Genomic DNA, 19,342 nt, shown 5'->3' on the forward strand with positions numbered 1-19,342 from the left:
GGCACGAATCCAATCAGATCCGATGGGGATTTCTGACAGGGTTTGACGACAGATACGGTTCGATCCTCCGTACGGAAGGGACCCTTCGATGGTGAACCTGGTCTACAAGCGGGTCTCGACCGACCGGCAGTCGACGGCCCGGCAGAACCTCGTCCTGGCCGAGGCCGGAATCGAGGACCCGGTCGTCTTCGAGGAGGACCCGGGCACCTCCAGCACCCGGGCACCTCCAGCCGCCTCCATCCCCTCCAGCGGCCGAAGTTCGGCGAGCTGCTGGCATACGCGCGGCCGGGCGACACTGTGCACATCTCCGAGATGTTCCGCCTCGTACGCGGCACCGGGCACATCCTCGACGTGCTCGACGTCCTCCACCACGACCAGGTGGCACTGCGTATCCACGACGGCGCGTTCTCCGCTATGGACCTCACCGCCCGCCACCCGCGCACCGGCGAGCTGCTGTCCACCGTGAAGTTCATGGTGCAGACCCTCGCCGCCGCCGGCGAGCTCCAGCGCGACCTCCAGCGCGAGCTGACCTACGACGGGCTGCGCGCCGCCGAGGCCAAGGGCAACAAGGGCGGCCGCCGCCCCGCCGTGGCGGCCGCGAAGACCAGCAGCGTCCGTGCCGCGTACCTGGAAGGCCGCTCGATCGCCGCCCTCGCCCGCGACCACGACGTCAGCCGCGGCGCGATCCGCACCGCCGTCGCCGACCTCATGCCCGACGACACCGCCGCCGAGGACGACGTCCCGGCACCGGAGCTGCCGGTCACCCTCGACATGCCCGGCAAAGTCGCCGACTACCTGCGCGCCGCCGAACTGGAGCCCGCCGAGCACGAAGCGCTCGACCGGGGGGGGTGACTGTACGACGCGGCCAGGGCTACACCCTGCGCGTCAGCGCCCTCCCCGCCGTGCACCTCGCGCTCCTCGCCCACTGCCAGCCGCTCAACGGCGGCCACGGCGTCCCGGCCCAGCGCAAGGCCCGCCGAGAGTACGAGAACCGGGTCACCGCCATCACCCTGCCCTGACCATGATCGTTCTCACCGCCACCTTGAGGCCGACGGGCGCCGTACGACTGGGACTACCAGCTCTACGCCTATCCGCCGTTCAGGAACCGCTCGACGCGCTTCTCGCCTTCTGAGGGGCCACCCTGCGTGCGGGTATCCCCCACGATGAGGTCGTGGCCGTAGTGCTTGTTTCTCAACGCGCCGCTGATCGCTGATGTTTCGTGTCCGATGGTGTGCAAGGTCGTTGTCCGGGCATGAACAAGATCTTCAGTCGATTCCTGGGCGTCGCGGCCGTTGCGGGCGCCGCCCTTGCCGTTGCCGCGCCCGCCGTGGCCGACACCGGAAAGGAACCCGCCGTGGTCGACCACGAAGACGGCGGCGAGCGCCAGCCGGTGATCCTGAACGACGTTAATCAGGACCAGGTGGACATCCATAGTCCCTTCGACGTGGTCAGGGACACCGTCGCCGACCTCCCGACCCCCAGCTCGGGCGTGCTGGGCCCCGTCGGGGAAACCCAGCCCGGCTTTGCCGTCATGAGCGAGGAGGGGCGGGAGGAGATCGAGGACTGAAGAATCCCCCCTCGGATATGGGGACCCTTGGACGCAGGCGCCTCCAGGCCACAGTCGCGGCCATCAACAGCGCTCTATGGCCAGGTTCCTCGATCTGACTCCGATTGCCCGAGCCCTTCCAGGCTTGCGGTCGGTCGCGATCGCCCTCGGGATGGCGATACCCGAAACCCGGGGACCTCATCTGCGGGTGCGCGAGCGCGACCGCGAGCGCGCCCTGGACCTCACGGGCCTGGACAATCGCACTCCAAGTAATGGCATGATGACTCATCGTGATCATCCACGGGCGGTTGCGCGCCAGCCGTTCTGGGCGGGCCGTCCCGCGCGTGTGGTGCCGAGTTGTCCACACATGAAAGGGGGGCCGCGATGTCCGGCATCCCGGCTGGCAGGTCCTACCGGATCAGGAACCAGCGCAGCAACCTGTATCTGAACGTCAGTGGATTCAGCCCCGATGAGTCCGCGTATGTTGAGCAGTATCGGCTGCAGACCGGCAACAACCGGGCGAGTCAGATCTGGCACGTGTTCCCGCTCGACTACGGCAAGTATCTGTTTGCCAATAAGTCCAGCGGCCTCGTGATGAACGTCAAGTACAACAGCACCGCCCCGTCGACGGTCGTGGAGCAGTTCCGGTTTCAGGCGCCCAACGCGAATCCCGCGCAGCATTGGATGCTGAACAGCAAGCCTGAGGGAGCCTTCGAGGTCGTCAACGACCGAAGCCAGCTGGTGTTGAACGTCTCCGAATGGAGTACTGCCCCCTCGGTCGTCGTTGAGCAGTACACGCGCACTACCGGCCCCATGATCGGGTCGCAGCGGTGGTTCTTCGAGGTCGAGGACGAGTACAAGCCCGTACTTGCTCTCGCCGACCTCGGTGCCGTGGGTCCCGGTCAGATCCATCGGATGACCAGTTACCAGCCGACGCCGTCCGACAAGACCGAGCCGGTTCAGGTCGGGGCGATGGCCTACCCGTTCCCGCTGGTCCGCGACCCTGCCAACGACCGTCGCCGCCAGGCCCGGGAGAACCCCTACTACATTCTGCGCCGGTTCAGCTTCTGGGAGCGGGTTTACTCCTACGAGCACAGCGGAGCCTCGAACTACACCCACACCGATTCGACGACCGTGGGTCTGACGAGAACCGACTCCCAGGCCGTGCAGAAGACCACCGGCATCTCGGTCACATCCAAGGCCGAGCTCGGCTTCAGCGCCGGCCCAGCCGGAGGCGTGAACGGTAGCGCGTCCCTGAGTTCGACCATCAGCCACGAACTGAAGGTCACCACCACCCACGAGGAGGTCAAGACCCACTCCAAGACCGAGGAGTACAAACGGACCTACGAGGCCGGGAAGCGGGTCACCGAAGCGATCTGGTTTCGCAGTGACAAGTACGTCCTGGAGCGCCTCGACGGGTCTGTGGTCATTGACTGGACCACCCGCGAGCCCAACACCTCCATCACCGACGCCTACCCGGCCCAGGGTTAGCAGACCAGCAGCATCCTGGCCTGGGAGCGCGGGGGTGGATCCACGTCGTGGGTACAGACGTCTGCGCTGATCAGGTGAGGCTGGGCGGATCGGATGGATCTTGAACGTGCAGGCGTAGTACCTGTGAGGTGAGCCTGCGGTGATGCGGGAAGATTTGTGGTGGAGGATGAGCGTGCGAGCAAAGGCAGTTCTCGTTTCCCTGTGTGCGACCGTTTCCGTGTTGGGCCTGGCGGGATCTACACAGGCCGCGTCGGGTTACGTCGTGGTCAATTTTGGTGCGGGGGAAAGCGAGTTGCACGAGAACCCGGTGGGTTGCCATAAGTTGCCGGCGTCCGCATATGAGCTGGGGAACTTCACGACCAGCACAGTAACGGTCTACGCCGACCCCCTCTGCCTTGCGCCCCTGGCGGAGGTCGGAGCCGGGGTCCTCGCGCCCGTGGGCGGCGCGGAAGCGTTCTCGGCGTAGCCCGTCTCGGCCGCCCCGCACCACGACGGCCCCTGTCGGACCTGCTGAAACCTGCAGGTCCGACAGGGGCCGTCAGTTTGTAGGGCTGGGTCCGCCTGCGCCGGTGTGCGCGGGCTTCAAGGACGCCACCCTGTCGAGCACCTCCCGTCACGCCCTGAGCCGGCCGTTGCGCGCGCGGCCGCGCCGGATAGGGGCGGGTCAGCCTGTGCCGTATGGGTACGCGGGTGAGGCCCGGGTCTCCTGGAGTACGGCTCGGACCCCCGGGGCTGGCGGCGGCCCTTGCCCCCGGCCCCGGGCACCGCGACGTCCCGCTGGGTGGCGGACTGCGGCGGAGCGTTTCTGCGGTGCACCTTGTCCCCCGGGCGGGTGAGCACGGGGCGCAGGGTTTCACCGGGGACGGGGTGCGGCCGGTAGAACGCCCTGGTGATCAAGAACATCGTGCGCGGATTCAGCGCCCTTTCCCTCGCTCTCGTGCCTCTCCTCTCCGCCCCCGCCGCGCAGGCCACCACTGCTGCCGAGGTGACAACGCTGGCCGACGCGGTCGGCCTGGTGAAGGTCACCGAGGAGGACCGCACCGGCTACACCCGCAGCAAGTTCAAGCACTGGAACGGCAGCGACGACTCAGGCGACGGGTGCAACACCCGCGCAGAGGTCCTCATCGCCGAGGCGGTTGTGGCGCCGACGGTGGAGGCCGGATGCAAGTTGACCGGCGGCGCGCCACCCTGGAATGGCTCACCCAGAACGGCGCCCTCTTCAGCACGGTGGAGGTCGACCCCGAGCAGATCGCGGAGGACTGCTCCACCTCGGTCTCCACCGTGCACGACGCGCTTAAAGAGCGTTTTGTCCTGGCGGGAGTGTTTGGGAACGCAGTGCTGTCGTGGATGATTGCGGGGTGTTGGTCCAGGTGGAAGCGGTGGGGCAGATCGCAGACGGGCGCGCGACCGTTCGGGTCCGCTCGGAGGTGGGTGCCGTCGCGGCGGTGTGGTGCGGCGGTCCGACGGGAGTGGGCCGCGAACATCACGTGGAGTGGACTGTTGAAGAGGACGTGTCCTGGGGCGGCAACACTCGACCGGCCACTTCATTTTCACCCGGGGTGGATGAGGAGGAAGGCGGTCGGATCGTCTTTCGGGGGCGGCTGGGCCTGACGGGCGATGGCGGAGCTACGTTGGAAGTAGCTGGAACCCATATCCTGTTCGACCTCGCCGACCCGCGTCCGTCGACTGCTGTCGATGGAACGTGGGTCGAGATCAGTGTGGAGCGGAACAGCGTCAGCCTGTGGCCCTACCTGCTGTGATTCACAGGAGCCGGCTCTGCGGGTGTTCAGCTGTCGCGCCAGTTGTGAGTTGATTCGCGGGTGAGTCTGCGGCTCATGAGGTCGATCATCGCTATGTTGATCATGGCTTCGGAGCGGTGTGGGTGGGTTTCATAGTCGCGGGCCAGGCGGCGGTGCAGCATCAGCCAGCCGTAGGTGCGCTCCACCGCCCAGCGCTTCGGAATAGGGGTAAATCCCCTGGTCCCGGGTGTGCGTTGGACGATCTCGGCGTCGACGCCGAAGGTGGCAGCGTGCTCGACGAACTGCTTGCGGTAGCCGCCATCCACCCAGACCTTGCGCAGGCCCGGGTGGTCGGCAGCAGCCTGCTCCAGGAGAGTACGGTCGGCGGTGGAGTCTTGGACGCCAGCCGCGGTGACCAGCACCGCCAGCAGCAGGCCGAGGGTGTCGGTGAGGATGCTGCGCTTGCGGCCAACGATCTTCTTGCCCGCGTCGATGCCCTGGCCCCTAGCGGGGACACTCGTGGAGGTCTTGACGCTCTGCGCGTCGATCACGCCGGCGGACGGAGCGGCTTTGCGGCCCTCCTGCCGTCGCACCAGCTCCCTGAGGAGACCGTTCAGCTGGGCGAATACACCGTCCTTCTGCCACTTGGCGAAGTAGCCGTAAACGCTTTGATGCGGCGGGAAGTCGTGCGGGAGGTACGCCCACTGGCAGCCCGTGCGGTCCACATACAAGATCGCGTTCATGATCTCGCGCAGATCATGCCGTGGTGGTCGGCCAAAATCCAGGGCCCGGCCGCGACGTTCGAAGCGCCAGGCGGCCAGCACCGGCTCGATCAACTCCCAGCGGGCATCAGACAGATCACTTGGATACGCGCGACGTTCCGTCATAGCCCGGTCATACCGCCGCCAGGGGGCGTGCGCCCAGGCGTGCATCTTGTCGCGCCGAAGCACGGGACATACCCAGGCGTCGACCATGATCGTTCTCAGCGCCAACCGCTGTACCGATGTTCCCCGGGGCCGTTACCGTGCGGAGGTCGAGCGGGCGGCCAGGTCGGCCGCACCCCTCTGGCCCCGGGCGCCCAAGCTCCGGTACAGCCCCTAGACCTGTTCCGCCCTCAACCCGTGCTTCCAGAACGTGAAGTACGGGGTGACGCCGTCCGAATGGTGGCTCAGCAGACCCACCATGCCGTCCGGGCTCCTGCTCGCACCCGTGTAGAACTCGTACGAGCCGAAGTTGGCGGAGATCTTCTTGGCGTAGGCCGAGGCGCCCTTCTCGAACGCGGTCACTTCGTGCGCGCCGGCGCCGGATGCCGTGAGATACAGCTTCACCGCCTTCATGTAGCCACTGAGTTGCGACTGGTAGCCCGACTTGTCGAAGGTGACCGGCTGCAGCCTGAAGTGGTGCACGAAGCTGTCCACCGCCCCGTCCCCGTCCTCGTCCTCGTCCGACATGCAGCCGACCTGGAAGACGACGTCATCCACGAGTTGCATCGGGAAGCCGTCGCTGACGATGTGGTCGCCAGTGATGATGTCGCTGTAGAGAAGCACTCCGCATTCCTCTCGGTCCATGAGTCCGCGCCACCGGCCCAACTTCGCGTGGGTCCAACATGGTGTGACGCTGCGTCATTATTACATGACGCAGCGCTATCGATGGCGATGCGGGAAGCACGGCAGGGCCGTCAGCGCTTGGGGCGGTCCGACTTCGGGAGCAGGCCCGCTCGTACCGCTCGGGCGTGCGCGCGGGCCTGTTGTTCGGGGAGGGTGGGCGCGGGACGGGCAGGGTTGCCTCGGCAGGCGCGGCACTTGCCGCCCGCAGCGCGGTTGTGGGTCCTGACCTGGGACTTGTCCTCGTTGAAGGTGACGTCTCGGCACCAGTGGACGGTGTTTTCCACGGTCCAGTACCCGCGAGTCCAGGATGCGATCTCGGCTGCGTTCGCTTCCTCGGCGGGCAGGTCGGTGATGGCGTAGACAGTCTCGCTGGACCATTCTTTCGCCCCGTAGAGACGGCGACGGCGCTGGATCCGCAGGACCTGGGCCGCGTGCGGGAAGAGCAGGCCCTCGACGGTGACAACCTGCACGAGCCGCTGCTCGTGACGGCCGTGGCCCCGGGCGTCGTCGCGGTGGATCACGGGGATGTCCTTCCAGGGCATGGCATGGAGGTGACGGGCCTGGCCGCGCTGGTTGTTCTTGATCGTCAGCAGGTAGTGGGCACCGCGTTCGTGCAGGTAGGTGGCATGAGGTACGGGGACAGCGACAGGGGATGATGGAGGATCGAACACGGCACCCTCGTGGATCTTGCAGCGTAGAGAACTCCATGATCCACAGGTGCCGTGTTCACCTGCTTCCGGGGCCCACCACCGAGATCAACACCCCAGACCGGGATGATCCAGGCACTCGCCGGGGCCCTGCCGTTCCCCTCCCTCCAAGTGTGGGATGCCTCGCCCGCAGAAACATTCCTCGTCCGGAGCAGATGGCGAATGCTTCATCAAAGCGGTGTCCCAGGTTGAGCGTTGCGCCCCTGGCGATTCGGCAAACCCGCCATACTTTTCCCGATGGTGCCGCCACTACCGCGCGGGTTCCGCGCATTCACGCTCCAGTTTCCGACGAACCCGCTCGCTTCGCCCGGCGGCACCGTGGAGAAGACGGACACCACGCCCGAGGCCACCCTCCACCGCGAAGCCGCCGAGGAGGCCCAGCTCACCCTGACCGATCCGGTGCGGCTGGGCTGGGTGCTGGACGAGACCGGCGAGGTCTACGGCGGGGTGGGGCCCAACGCCCGGCTCCGCCTCGCCGCCCGGATCGCCGCCATCGGGCCGACCGCCGTCGATCCCGCCACAGGCCGCCCCTTCGCCCGCATGCTCGCCACCCCCGCCCAGGCAGCCGCCCTGCTGGGATGGGGCCCGCCCGGAGAGCGGCAGGCCCGGCTCGCCGCGGAGACGGCGCGCGAGCGATGGGGCCTACCCGCCGCTCGTACCGCCGCCATCGAGGAGATTCCTGCGGAGGGGATGCGGCTGAGCTGAGCTGAGCTGATCGCACGCCCGCCCGCCTCATCCCGCTCCATGTACCTCCGAGGTAGCCCCATGCCGCTGTCGCACGACCACATCCGCACCACCGTCGAGACCTACCTCGCGCACCACCCTCACGAGCGCGAGCAGCTCGGCGCCCTCTTGGACGCCCTCGAACGTCCCACCGACATCGCCAGCCGGTCCACCTTCACCGGGCACGTCACTTGCGGCGCGATCGTCGTCGATCCGCTCGGCCGCGTTCTGCACGTGCTGCACCTGGCAAGCGGCAAGGTCCTCCCCCCTGGCGGACACAGCGAGCCTTCCGATGAGTCCCTGGCAGCAACGGCCCTGCGGGAACTGCACGAGGAGACAGGGATTCCGCCTCAGGCCGTCACGCCGTGGCCCGGCTACGAGACGGTGCCGCTCGACATCGACATCCACGACATGGACGCCCGCCCGGGCAAAGGGGAACCCGGCCACCAGCACTTCGACCTCCGGTTTCTCTTCCGCCTGCACACCGCGACCGCGCCGGCGGTCGTGCTGCAGGAGGACCAGGTCGGCGGCATCGAGTGGCGGTCCGTGGACAGGGTGATCTCCCCCTCCCTGCGGGAGAAGCTGCTCAAGGTCCCGCCGGCAGCGGAGCCGGCGACGGCCAACGCCTCCGTTCTGATCTTCAACGACCGCGGCGAGTACCTGCTCCACCTGCGCGACTACTTCCCCGGCCTGATCCGGGAGCCGGGCATGTGGTCCCTGCTGGGTGGCGGACGAGAATCCCAGGACGCCACCCTGGAACACACCGCGCGGCGTGAGCTGGCTGAGGAAGCCGGCCTCGGCATCGCCGATCTGACCCCGTTCGGCACCGAGTACGCCTCCGACGCCGCCGGCGGAACCGTGCCCATCGCCATCTACGCCGGCCACTGGAACGGTGACCCCCGCGAACTCCGTGTGACGGAAGGGGTGATGCTCGCCTGGTTCGCCCCGGAGGATCTCCACCGCCTCCGCATCACGGACACCACCAGCGGCCTCGTGCGACGCCACTCCGCCAGCCGCCCGACCAGCACCGCGTCCCAGCGCGGACTCGCACCGCAGGAGAAGCGTCGTTACGCTTCACCGCACGGCACGGTCCTCAACGTCATCGGTGTCCATCTCTACCTGGAACGGCCCGACGGAACCGTGCTGCTCGGGCTGCGCCACCCCGACTCTCCGTTCGCGCCGTCCACCTGGCACGTCCTGGCCGGCCACTGCGAGCAGGAGAACGCCGTCACCTGCCTGATCAGAGAGGCACGGGAGGAGGCCGGCCTCGACATCGAGCGCCAGGACGTCGAACTCGTCCACGTCGTCCACCACATCGACCAGGCCGGGGACCGGCCCCGCATGGGCCTGTTCTTCCGTGCCCGCGTCTGGAGCGGCGAGCCGGAGCTACGGGAGCCGGACAAGTGCACTCAGTGGGCGTTCTGGGACCCGGACGCGCTCCCCGACGACCTCGTCCCCTACACCAGGGTGGCCATCGGGAAGATCCAGAACGGGGAGCTGTACAGCGAGACGGGCTGGCCCGCGTGACCGGCACACCGGGCCGCGCACACCGTCGCGTGTCCACTGCGGCTGCGGCCGGCCGTCCGGACACTCGTCTCGTAGTGATCCGAGGCAACTCGGCGTCAGGCAAGTCGAGCGTGGCCCATGGCCTGCGAGATCACCACGGCCGCGGAATCGCGATCGTGAGCCAGGACGTGATCCGCCGGAACGTACTCAGGGAACACGACACCGCTCGCGGCGCCAACATCGCCGTGCTGGGCAGCATCGCACGCGAAGCCTTGAACGCCGGCTTTCACGTGGTGCTCGAAGGGATCCTGTACGCCGACCGCTACAGCCAGATGATCACGTCGCTGGTACGGGACCACCGCGGCGTCTCCAGCTGCTACTACCTGGACGTGCCGTTGGAGACGACGTTTGCCCGACACGCGTCGAAGGCTGATGCCGCTTATCTGGAGCAAGTCACCGACAGCCACCTCGCCTCCTGGTACCGCGAGCTGGATCTGCTGCCCGACGGTCTGGAAACCGTGCTCGCGGCCGACAGCACCCTGCGGGACACCATCGCGCGAATTCTGCGCGAAACCGGCCTGGCGTCTGCCTCGTCCATACCGCCGCCGCCGTGCAAACCGTCGCAGGGAGACTCAATGAACAGTCTGGTGCTGATGTCCGATCCGCGGGTCGCCGCGATCCCGGTGCGCGAGTGCGGGGAGCCGCTCGTCGACGTGCGTGATCACGGATTCCGCGTCGATCCCCGCAAGCAGGACCGGCTGAGCGCGTTCACCCACGTCCGCGAGGGCGTCCTGGCCCGGCTGGAGCACGCCCGCTCGCTCCTGCCCGCAGGCACCGACCTGCTGTTCATCGAGGGCTACCGGCCACTGGCCCTCCAGCAGCGCTACTTCACCTCGTACCGGGACGAGCTGGCCGTCGCTCACCCCGACTGGGGGGCTGAACAACTGCACCACGCCGCCAGCCGGTACGTGTCACCACCGGAGATCGCGCCCCACTCCGCGGGCGCGGCCGTGGACGTGACCCTCGTCGACCAGGACGGCCACGAACTCGACCTCGGTACCCGTGTCAATGCCTCCCCCGAGGAGAGCGACGGTGCCTGCTTCACCCACGCCCCGAACCTCAGCGATCGCGCGCATTACCACCGCACGCTGCTGCTCAACGCCATGGAGGGCGCAGGTTTTACCAACTATGCGACCGAGTTCTGGCACTTCTCGGCAGCGGACCGGTATGACGCGCTCATGCGGCAAGAGCCGCATGCGCTCTACGGAGCGATCGAACTTCCCTAAAGGCTGTCGACATTCTCGTCCGCTTCCACGCCGCCCACCTTCCACGCCGCCCACGCCGATCCGGCAACGCAGGAGCGTGGCCACCACACCCCCGACCCGGTAGTGATCCCAGGACCGCAACGGACGGACCACATCGAAGGGAGGCACGCGTGCCCGACGACACCCAGCAAGCGAATCCAGCTGTCCCGAGCCCGGCGGCCGGAGACGAACCACACGAACACCACATCCACCTGCTCGGGCGCTACTACCGCCAAGTGGAAGCAGGCCGCAAGACGGTCGAGGTGATGGTGGCCGCTCCGCGGAAGCACGCCGTCGCGGTCGGTGACACGGTCGTCTTCCGGGATCGGGACACCGGGCGGGAACTCGATGTCATCGTGCAGCGGATCGCCCCCTACCGCTCCTTCGAGGACCTGCTCAGCTCGGAGAACCCTGCGCGCATCGACCCGGACGCGCCGCCCGGAGAGCTGCTCGCCGTCCTCCGCGGCATCTACCCGCCGGACAGGGAAGCCCTCGGCGTTCTCGCCGTCGCCTTCAGTCACCGCCCCGCACGGCCCGGCCGCCCCATGCCGATGACGCCCCAGGCGTACGCGCAGACCGTCCCCCACCACACGGTGTACGGCTGCCTGTACATCCGCGACGAGCACGACCGGCCGACTGGTGAAGAGGCAGTGTTCCAACCCTGCACTGTTCCTCCCTGCATGCGGTGTTCCTCGCGTTCAGGCCCCCCGGCCCTGCGGCCACGGATAACCAAGCTGCCTGGCGTACTCCGTAGATCCGCCGCAGACTTCGGCTGTCTGACGTGGGTCACCCGCCACGAGTTGCTCTGCAAGTCTCGCGGCCTGACTTTCAGGGTCGTCACTGGAGACGTGAAGCACCATGCGGAACTGCAGCCATGGGCGGTCTTCTCCGATGGCCGAGCGGCCCGGATGGAAGAGGAAGAGGTTGATCTGGTCGGGCTCCCAAAGCCAGGCGGACACACCGCCGAGTTCACATTCCCATCGTGCAAGCCAGCCGGCGTGCTCTCTGAGGTCCAGCTCCAGCAGTCGGGCAACGGTCCGTGCTGGCCACTCCCAGCTGTGGTCCGCAACGGCTCGCTCTACCTCTGTCTGGTACTCCCGAGCATCGAACCAGAACTCAGGCAGGTCGACGTTGTCCTCATCAGGGTTGCGCCACTCGCTCCAGACCACGTGGTCGCCGTCGCGCCGGATGGTCACATAGAGAGCGCCGCAGCACCCTTCGGTGCACGTTGCCTCGGCCAGCCGCACCTCGTGCGGCTCAGGGCCAGCCGTGAGAGGGCCGTCCGGCAGCAAGAGGTACCCGGGATCTTCGCCCGGCCCTTCTGCGAATACATCAGCCAAGATGTCCTCGCTGTCGACCAGCGGTCGGACCTCCACGCTTGCGCCCCTCTGCGGAGGGTCAGGAACGACAATATGGAGGGTGAGGCAACGCTTCCTGGCAGTCATCGAACGATTGTCCGGCCTACCAGCTCGAGGTGTCGCACTGTTTCTCCGGATGGTCCCGTTCACTGGTCTTTCAGAACTTCTCCGGACGACTGCCTCACCCGCAGCACCACGCAGCGTTTGCCGCCTCCTGCTGAACGGCACCGCCGCGCCATCCGTGCCGAGATGTGCCTATGCCTCGTCTTCGCAGGTCACATCCGGTTGTTCTGGCGACTCCGTCTCTCGGGCGGCCAGGTATGCGGCCCAGCTGGCGCTCGCCAGGTGACCCCAGCGGGCCGCGGTGGAGGCGGTGATGCCGAAGAGGTCGCTCACTACGACAGGCGGCAGTTCGGTGACCGCCTCGATCATGGCGGTGTTCCGTGCGCTGAGGATCGGCAGGTGGTGGGCGCGCATCAGGGTCAGGACCGACGCTGCGGTGCGTGGTCTGCTCGGTGGGCGGCCGGGGAAGAGGAACGTGCGGTCGGACACCGGGGCGAGGATGTCGCTGAGCCGCGGCGCGGCGATCTGCCGTTGCACCAGGGTGGCCAGGGTGGGAGGCAGCAGGACTGGGTGTGCGGCGAAGGTGAAGTAGGCCCGGCCGTCGTGGGTGCTGTAGCGGTCGGTGGTGAAGTTGACGACGCGGGTGACCTGCTGCGCGTACAGCCGGACGAACGCTCCGATGATGCGGACCTCCAGGGGGAGCGTGTCGTCGCTGAGGCATCGGCGCAGCTGGTCGAGTTGCTGCTGCTCGGTCAGGAAGCGGGAGGGCCGGCTCCAGGGCTTCTTCGGTGCGGTGAGCCTGGGGGCGGTCAGCCGTCGGGCGATCGCCCAGCGCACGAAGGGGCCCAGGGTGCGGCGCTTGGGCGGATGGGTGGCCAAGAAGAGGTCCAGGTCGTGTTGGGTCGCGGTACGCAGGGTCCGTCCCTGTGCGTCGAGCCAGGTCAGGTAGAGGATGGATGCCTTGATGTCTCTGCGGTCGGCGTGTGCGGCGCCGGCGCTGTAGCGGCCTCGGGCGGCACGTCGACGGGCATCGCGGATGATCTGCCATTCGGCGAACGGCTTGATCACCTGGGCGTGGTGCGGGGCCAGTTGGCTGGTGGTGCGGGCGCACCACAGGCTCAGGCCGGCCAGGTTCTCGTTTCTCCAGGGAAGTGCGCCGGTGGAGACGAGGACTGCCCTGACCCGCTGGACGGCCCCGGTGGGCGGAAGCGCGTCGAGGGTGTGCTGGCTGATCTCGTGGCCCTGCGCGGCGAGCTGGGCCAGGAGGCGCCCACCCCGGGCGCGGATCCAGGCGAGGACCGACCAGGGGTCTTCTGCGTTGCCGAGGGCTTCGGCCAGCGGCTGCAGCTGTTCGGGGACAGTGCCGTCGGGGCCGGAGAGGAGGTGAGTGACGCGGTCACGGGCAACGCACCGGCTGCAGGACTTGTCGGTGTAGATGTCGCCGGGGTAGCCGCAGCGACGGCATCGAAAGTCGATGGAGTCCACTCCGGAGCAGGGACCGCACTGGTCGGTGCCGTCGGGCAGACGGCCGGCCATGATGCGGGTGGTTCCGCAGGTCTCGCACGGTATCGGGTGCCGGCGGCGGTGCTGGTGGCAGCCTCCGCACAAGAGGCCGACGGGGTAGGTGGCTTCGACGGGGCGGTCGCGGCCGCAGTCGGCGCACAGCGCTCGGCGGCGGGGCCGGCAGGCGTTGCAGCGGAACATCGCTCCCTGGCCGTAACCCGCTCGGTGCCGCCCGCACAGGTGGCACCAGCCGACGTGGGCCTGCTGGTAGCAGTCGGCACAGAGGTCGCTCTCGCCATTAAGGGCGCGAGCATGCACAGGGCGGATCTTCCCGCAGCGGCCGCAGGCCCGCCGTGGGGCGTGACGGGCGGCGTAGCAGGGGCGGCACACCGCCCCGACCCCCTGCTGGACCCTGGCTCATTTCGAGACTCTGCCGCAGTGCACGCAGGCCCGCTCCGGCCTCGGGGCGCAGCGTTCACACAGGACGGACCCGTCGCCGCGGCGGGTGTGGACGGGCCGGCTGCGCCCGCAGTAGGCGCAGGTCTCCCACCTGTCGGTGTCCGCCAGGTAGCAGCGCCGGCACACGGCGTCGCGGGTGACGATGCGTTGGATGCGGCCGCAGCGCGAGCATTCCTTGAGCCGACCTCTGGCCGCGCACGTCGGGCAGCACCGTCCCGCCGCGGAGTTGACCCGCAGCAGGACATCGGTCCGACCGCAGACCGCACAGCCCAGGTGCGTGATCTGGGCCCCGTACTCGGCGGCATCCAGTACGCGAAGGAGCCGCAGCAACGCGAGGGGAGCCTGCGGGGAAGGAGAAGTCAGGGCTTGGGGGCGGGACTGGACGTGCGCGGCCAGGGCGTAGACGACCGGAATGCTCTCCCAGGCTTCTGCCTGCTGCAGCAGATCGCGCGCCCGTACCTCCCCGACCTCCGGCCCCAGGGACTGCTGGAGGAAGGCGACCAGCCAGGTCCGGGACTCGGCGAGGGCGTGCTGCCGGGCGGCGCCGCGCCTGCGGGACGGGGTCATGTCGAGGGGCGCCGCACGACAGTGCGCCGCGGCGACGGGGGCGTAGGCCCGGCAGGTTCGCCGGCGGTGCGGCGGACCTGGGCGTTGGCGACCTCGGGTTTGATGAGGTCATTTGGGGGTGCACTGGAGGATGTCGCACAGCGCGGCCAGGGTGTCCATGCTCAGCCGCTGCGGAGCCTGCGTCACGAGCCTGTACACCTGCTCACGCGAAAGGGTGACTCCGCGCTCCGCGAGCAACGGGACCAGGTCCGACGTCTGGAACATCTCCTGCTGGGCCATCACCTGCCGCAGCAACCAGCGATACCCCATCTTCTTGATCATGTCGTCACGTCCCAGTCGCCGCCCAGCCGTTTCCTCATCGCCGCCTCCAACAACGTGTTGCGGTAGTCATTCGACACCGCCGTGTAGATCGCCGTGGTCGAACCGTGGGAGTGCCCGACCTGTTCCTGCACGAACTGCGTCGGATACCCGAACTCGATCAGATGCGTGATGTAGGAGTAGCGAGGACAGTGCAGGTCAAGGGACGGCTCCAGGCCCGCGTCATCCCGTGCCCGGGTGAACGCCTCATTGATGGACCGCGGCGACAAGCGCCCTGCCCGCTCGTTGACCCATATCGCCGGATGCCGGCCGGGCGTGAACAGGGGGCGCAGCTCCGTCAGCCAGTAGTCCCACGTGTCGGTGACCCAGTCGAGCTCCGGCACCGTCAAGACGGTACGGCGCCTTGATGGAGCTCCCTTGGTCGACTTCCCGTAGCGCACGAGCACACTGCCGTAGGTACCGAAGGCGGGCATCTTGGGGTTGCGGCGAAGATCGACCAGATCGACCTTCGAGGACTCTGTGCGGCGGGTGCCGTACCCGTAGATCACTTTCAACACCGCGGCGTCGCGCAAGGCACACAGCGTCCCCTTGCATCCCTGCGAGCGGATCCGCGCCGGACGGGTGTCGGCCGCATCGAACAGCGCCTGGATCTCGTCATACGCAAGAGGGCGTCGGCTTGGATTCGCCTCGAAATCCACGGTGTGAGCGACAGAGTTGCCCTCGTGGAAGACCTCCTGTGGTACCTCGCCGAACCGGTAGGAGCAGATGCGCACCCACTCGTAGCGCGGATCCAGCAGGTACGACACGAACAACGTGATCGTCACCTCGTAACTGCGCGCCGTGGACATCTCCATGCCCTTCGGTTTTCCCGGTCGCGGCGCACGCAGGTGGGAAATGAACGCTTCGCCCTCCTGCGGCGTCCACTGCCAGGGGTAGAGGCCGGTGAACTCCTCCAGCCGGCGGATGAGCCGGAGCCTTGCCCTGATTGTGTCCGACTGGAGGAACTGGGGCGCCTGTTGGTGTGCCCAGCCCTCCAGCATCGCCGTGAACATCGCCGGTACCGGGTCCAAGTGAAGGACGTTCCGAGCAAGTACCAGTCGTGCCGAACCAGGCGCTTCTCCGCTCACGCCGACGTTGTATCAGATGCAACATTGAGGCACCAGGGTCACGCCTCCTGGTCAACTCGGTTGCGGATGATCGGCGTTCGTCGCCGGGACCGCCGTGAACAGGCAGAACGGGTCGGACAGGTCCAGGCGGAGTGTTGCATTCAATGCAATACCTCGCGTTCGGTTCAGCTCCGCTCGGTCTACGGCTCGAGACTCTGGCAGTTTCCGGGCGGCAGCCTCGACGCGCCGGGCGAGGACCCTCTGGAGACCGCCCGGCGCGAGATGGTCGAGGAGACGGGACTCGAACTCGGTCTGGTCGCACTGAAGCTTCTCCTGACGCACTTCCTGCACGCCGGGCCGCGCCTGCCGTTGAACAAGGTGGGGCTCGTCTTCGACGGAGGGCAGCTGACCGCCGACCAGCTCGGCCGAATCCGACTCGATCCCGCCGAGGATGCTGGTAAGTCCGGCTATCAGAACCTGCGGAATGGCCTGCCGGTGAAGGATTCAGTTGCCACACGGGGCGTACATGATCACGGCCATTCCTGCGAGACAGACGAGGGCGCCGGTGACGTCGAAGCGGTCGGGGCGGTATCCGTCGGCGATCATGCCCCAGGCGATGGACCCGGCGACGAAGATTCCGCCGTAAGCAGCCAGGATGCGCCCGAAGTTGTCATCGGTCTGAAAGGTGGCGACGACGCCGTAGAGGCCGAGGGCGATCACTCCGGCGCCGATCCATACCCATCCCTTGTGTTCGCGGATGCCCTGCCAGACCAGCCACGCTCCTCCGATCTCGAACAGCGCGGCGACAACGAACAGGGCGATGGAGCGGGCGACATGCACGGCGGTGATCTCTCTGGCAGGTGGGTAGTGAGGGCGGTTCGGGCGCGGTCAGGAGGCCGTGCCGAACAAGTCGGTGAGGAGTTCGGCGCCGTCCGCAGGTGCGCGAACCTCCAGATGCAGCCGATTGGCTTCGTTCACATGAAGTGGTTCTGGCTCACTTTCCGTGGATGGTCACACTGAGTGACGTTGTCGGACGTGCAGGCTCTTGGGGAACTGCCTGAAAATGATCCGTCCCCAGCGCCGTGGGGCTGATAGTTCGGCTCGTGAATGAAGTAGTGCTCCGGTTGGAGGAGTTACTGTTCCCGTCGATCGCGGAGGTGGCTGTGCTGTCGGTCGATGTGAACGACGAGGTGGTACGCATCGAGGCCCGAAGCACGGTGGCAGGGTCCAGTTGCCCTGGCTGCGGGAGCTGGTCCCAGCGCATTCACAGCTCCTACCTGCGGTTTCCCGCTGATGTGCCCAGCGGCGGCAGACGGGTCGTCCTCTGTCTACGCGTCCGACGGTTCCTCTGCCCGGTTATCTCCTGCGGGCGTCGGACCTTCGCCGAGCAGATAACGGGACTGACTCGTCGATACGGTCGGCGGACCGAGCGACTGCGGTCGACGCTGGCCGCAGTCGGCCTCGCCCTTGCCGGTCGGGCCGGAGCCCGCATGGCGAGAGTCTTCGGCTTGTCCGCCAGCCGCAGCACGGTGCTGCGGCTGGTCGAAGCCCTGCCCGACCCGGAGGTTCCCGCCCCGCGCGTCGTCGGCGTCGATGAGTACGCGACCCGCAAAGGCCGCCACTACAAGACCGTCCTGGTCGACGTCGAAAGCCGACGCCCGGTGGACCTGCTGCCCGACCGGGAAGCCTCCAGCCTGGCCGCTTGGCTCGCGAAGCGGCCAGGGGTCGAGGTGGTCTGCCGCGATCGGGCACCGTTTTTCGCCGAAGGCGCCACCGCCGGGGCGCCCCAGGCGGTGCAAGTTGCGGACAGGTGGCACCTCTGGCACAACCTGAGCGAAGCCGCCGAGCGATGCGTCGCAGACCACCGCGGGTGCCTGCGGGTCCTGGCGCCCGGTCCAGCACAGCCTGCCCCCGAGCCGGAGAAGTTCGAAGACCCGTCCGGCTCGCCGTGGCCTACGGGACATCGCTTCGCCGACCGCACCCGCGCCAAGCACGCCACCGTCCACGAACTGCTGGCCGCCGGGCTCAGCCGGAGGGCGATCGGCCGCCAGCTCCGCATGACCTCGCGCACCGTGAAGCTCTTCGCCGACGCAGCTACCCCGGAGGACCTCTTCCACGGGCAATGGCAGGGCCGACCGTCCAAGCTGGACGCGTTCAAGCCCTACCTGGATGACCGCTGGAACCAGGGCTGCACCAACGCCTGGACGGTATGGGAAGAGATCGTGCCACTCGGCTATCAGGGCAGCTACCAGCGCGTTCGCGCCTACTTCCGGGAGAAACGAACCTCTCCCCGCCCGATCACAGCCCGACCACCGTCACCCCGCGTCGTCGCCGGCTGGATCCTCCGGCGACCCGAGACGCTCCCAGAGATCGACCACCTTCGGCTCAAGGCCGTCCTGGTCCACTGCCCCGAACTCGACGCCCTCACCGGTCACGTCCGATCCTTCGCCCAGATGCTCACCGAGCGCCAAGGAGAACGGCTACCGCAGTGGCTCGACGCCGTCCGGCAAGACGACCTCCCCAGCCTCCACACCCTCGCCGCGGGCATCGAACGTGACCGCGCCGCCGTCATCGCCGGCCTCGCCCTGCCCTGGAGCTCCGGCGTCGTCGAAGGACACGTCAACCGGATCAAGATGCTCAAGCGCCAGATGTTCGGACGGGCCGGCTTCGCTCTGCTGCGGAAGAGGGTTCTTCTGGCCGGCTGACCACAGCCATCCATAGATAGGGTGAGGGGGACGAGAGAAGAGCACGATGGATCCCCGCATACCCCGCTTGCGTCGCAAGCTGGCCGCGATCCCTTTCCAACCACTGCGCAGCCACTCTTTCGGAGAAGAGCAACACAAGTTCTGCCTCGGTCCGAAGGTGGCGGAAGCACGCGTCGTTGCGTTCGAGGCCGAGCACGACATCGTCCTGCCCGACGCCTACCGGCAGTTCCTCACGCACGTCGGCGGCTCTGGCGCGGCACCGTTCTACGGCCTCATGCCGCTGAAGCAGCGTTCCCTGCTGGTCATGAATCCGCGCGGAGAACCAGGGACACCCCGCGGCTTCAGCGCCGCAGGCCCTGAGGCACACGAACGCGACCTCTTCCTGCACATCATCGAGATGGGCTGCACCGACGTATGCGTCATCGCGGTGACCGGTCCCCTCACCGGCCGCGTCCTCATTGGGAACAGTGACGGGTACTGGGGCCCCAACGTCTCCTCCGCCACCGACTTCCTCGACTGGTACGAACGCTGGCTCAACCACATGAGCGCCGGACGCGACAACCGGGCCCTGGAACTCACCTCGCCTCGACTTCGTGCCCATCCAGACCGTCATCGCATGGCCCCGAAGATCTGACCGCCC

The 19,342-nt window shown here is 67.7% G+C and carries 18 protein-coding genes and 4 pseudogenes; 12 read left to right on the forward strand and 10 right to left on the reverse strand.

What is annotated here, in order from left to right; genetic code table 11:
• The first annotated feature begins 297 nt into the window (after positions 1-297).
• From ACH4KB_RS31545 to ACH4KB_RS31570, 6 genes and pseudogenes are all read left to right on the forward strand, one after another.
• Complete coding sequence (locus tag ACH4KB_RS31545; protein WP_398069414.1) at positions 298-852, forward strand: recombinase family protein; 555 nt, start codon at positions 298-300, stop codon at positions 850-852.
• Positions 849-1,019: a hypothetical protein gene (locus tag ACH4KB_RS31550; protein ID WP_398069416.1), complete on the forward strand. Its 171-nt coding sequence runs from the start codon at positions 849-851 to the stop codon at positions 1,017-1,019. The genes ACH4KB_RS31545 and ACH4KB_RS31550 overlap by 4 nt, the downstream gene beginning before the upstream one ends.
• Positions 1,020-1,252: 233 nt before the next feature.
• Positions 1,253-1,567, forward strand: a complete 315-nt coding sequence (locus tag ACH4KB_RS31555) for a hypothetical protein (protein ID WP_398069418.1) — start codon at positions 1,253-1,255, stop codon at positions 1,565-1,567.
• 363 nt (positions 1,568-1,930) lie between these two features.
• Positions 1,931-3,037, forward strand: a complete 1,107-nt coding sequence (locus ACH4KB_RS31560; RefSeq protein ID WP_398069420.1) for an RICIN domain-containing protein — start codon at positions 1,931-1,933, stop codon at positions 3,035-3,037.
• Positions 3,038-3,926: 889 nt separating this feature from the next.
• A pseudogene (locus tag ACH4KB_RS31565) lies at positions 3,927-4,217 on the forward strand (HNH endonuclease); the annotation flags it as partial.
• A 178-nt stretch (positions 4,218-4,395) separates the two neighbouring features.
• Positions 4,396-4,797, forward strand: a complete 402-nt coding sequence (locus tag ACH4KB_RS31570) for a hypothetical protein (protein ID WP_398069422.1) — start codon at positions 4,396-4,398, stop codon at positions 4,795-4,797.
• A 26-nt stretch (positions 4,798-4,823) separates the two neighbouring features.
• Here ACH4KB_RS31570 and ACH4KB_RS31575 read toward each other — a convergent pair whose 3' ends face one another.
• From ACH4KB_RS31575 to ACH4KB_RS31585, 3 genes and pseudogenes are all read right to left on the reverse strand, one after another.
• Entirely contained in the window at positions 4,824-5,663 is an 840-nt protein-coding gene (locus tag ACH4KB_RS31575; RefSeq protein WP_398069424.1) for an IS5 family transposase, read from the reverse strand.
• A gap of 210 nt (positions 5,664-5,873) precedes the next feature.
• A complete protein-coding gene (locus ACH4KB_RS31580) occupies positions 5,874-6,323 on the reverse strand; it encodes a translationally-controlled tumor protein (protein WP_398069426.1) in 450 nt (149 codons plus the stop codon).
• 272 nt (positions 6,324-6,595) lie between these two features.
• A pseudogene (locus ACH4KB_RS31585) lies at positions 6,596-7,012 on the reverse strand (ISAs1 family transposase); the annotation flags it as partial.
• Positions 7,013-7,327: 315 nt separating this feature from the next.
• On the opposite strand from ACH4KB_RS31585, the gene ACH4KB_RS31590 reads away from it, so the two are divergent.
• The 3 genes from ACH4KB_RS31590 to ACH4KB_RS31600 all read left to right on the forward strand — a co-directional run bounded on the left by ACH4KB_RS31590 (position 7,328) and on the right by ACH4KB_RS31600 (position 10,605).
• A complete protein-coding gene (locus ACH4KB_RS31590; protein WP_398069428.1) occupies positions 7,328-7,795 on the forward strand; it encodes an NUDIX domain-containing protein in 468 nt (155 codons plus the stop codon).
• 60 nt (positions 7,796-7,855) lie between these two features.
• Positions 7,856-9,340: an NUDIX domain-containing protein gene (locus ACH4KB_RS31595; RefSeq protein ID WP_398069430.1), complete on the forward strand. Its 1,485-nt coding sequence runs from the start codon at positions 7,856-7,858 to the stop codon at positions 9,338-9,340.
• A gap of 74 nt (positions 9,341-9,414) precedes the next feature.
• Complete coding sequence (locus ACH4KB_RS31600) at positions 9,415-10,605, forward strand: M15 family metallopeptidase (RefSeq protein WP_398069432.1); 1,191 nt, start codon at positions 9,415-9,417, stop codon at positions 10,603-10,605.
• On the opposite strand, the gene ACH4KB_RS31605 is transcribed toward ACH4KB_RS31600, so the two are convergent.
• The 6 genes and pseudogenes from ACH4KB_RS31605 to ACH4KB_RS31630 form a co-directional block, all read right to left on the reverse strand.
• Positions 10,602-11,144, reverse strand: coding sequence for a hypothetical protein (locus tag ACH4KB_RS31605; RefSeq protein ID WP_398069434.1), 543 nt, complete (start codon positions 11,142-11,144; stop codon positions 10,602-10,604). The two genes, ACH4KB_RS31600 and ACH4KB_RS31605, sit on opposite strands and share 4 nt — an antisense overlap.
• 177 nt (positions 11,145-11,321) lie before the next feature.
• On the reverse strand, positions 11,322-12,068 hold the full coding sequence (locus tag ACH4KB_RS31610; protein WP_398069436.1) for a hypothetical protein: 747 nt from the start codon (positions 12,066-12,068) through the stop codon (positions 11,322-11,324).
• A 168-nt stretch (positions 12,069-12,236) separates the two neighbouring features.
• Positions 12,237-13,580 carry a hypothetical protein gene (locus ACH4KB_RS31615; protein WP_398069438.1) on the reverse strand — a complete coding sequence of 448 codons (1,344 nt, stop codon included), beginning with the start codon at positions 13,578-13,580 and terminating at the stop codon, positions 12,237-12,239.
• Positions 13,581-13,964: 384 nt separating this feature from the next.
• On the reverse strand, positions 13,965-14,573 hold the full coding sequence (locus ACH4KB_RS31620; protein ID WP_398069440.1) for a hypothetical protein: 609 nt from the start codon (positions 14,571-14,573) through the stop codon (positions 13,965-13,967).
• Positions 14,570-14,894 (reverse strand): annotated as a pseudogene (locus tag ACH4KB_RS31625) (helix-turn-helix domain-containing protein). Before ACH4KB_RS31625 ends, ACH4KB_RS31620 begins: the two are co-directional and overlap by 4 nt.
• The gene (locus ACH4KB_RS31630) at positions 14,891-15,943 is read right to left on the reverse strand and encodes a tyrosine-type recombinase/integrase (protein ID WP_398069442.1); all 1,053 of its coding nucleotides are present in this window, start codon (positions 15,941-15,943) and stop codon (positions 14,891-14,893) included. The pseudogene ACH4KB_RS31625 and the gene ACH4KB_RS31630 overlap by 4 nt, the downstream one beginning before the upstream one ends.
• A gap of 141 nt (positions 15,944-16,084) precedes the next feature.
• Here ACH4KB_RS31630 and ACH4KB_RS31635 point away from each other — a divergent pair.
• A pseudogene (locus ACH4KB_RS31635) lies at positions 16,085-16,306 on the forward strand (NUDIX hydrolase); the annotation flags it as partial.
• A gap of 195 nt (positions 16,307-16,501) precedes the next feature.
• On the opposite strand, the gene ACH4KB_RS31640 reads toward ACH4KB_RS31635, so the two are convergent.
• A complete protein-coding gene (locus ACH4KB_RS31640; RefSeq protein WP_398069598.1) occupies positions 16,502-16,837 on the reverse strand; it encodes a YnfA family protein in 336 nt (111 codons plus the stop codon).
• Positions 16,838-17,187: 350 nt separating this feature from the next.
• Here ACH4KB_RS31640 and ACH4KB_RS31645 point away from each other — a divergent pair, with 350 nt between their 5' ends.
• Together ACH4KB_RS31645 and ACH4KB_RS31650 are read left to right on the forward strand one after the other, a co-directional pair.
• On the forward strand, positions 17,188-18,702 hold the full coding sequence (locus tag ACH4KB_RS31645; protein WP_398069600.1) for an ISL3 family transposase: 1,515 nt from the start codon (positions 17,188-17,190) through the stop codon (positions 18,700-18,702).
• A 46-nt stretch (positions 18,703-18,748) separates the two neighbouring features.
• Positions 18,749-19,336, forward strand: coding sequence for an SMI1/KNR4 family protein (locus ACH4KB_RS31650; RefSeq protein ID WP_398069444.1), 588 nt, complete (start codon positions 18,749-18,751; stop codon positions 19,334-19,336).
• Positions 19,337-19,342 lie beyond the last annotated feature (6 nt).

Origin of the sequence: Streptomyces sp. NPDC017520 (assembly GCF_044329855.1) — a bacterium.
Taxonomy (GTDB): Bacteria; Actinomycetota; Actinomycetes; order Streptomycetales; family Streptomycetaceae; genus Streptomyces.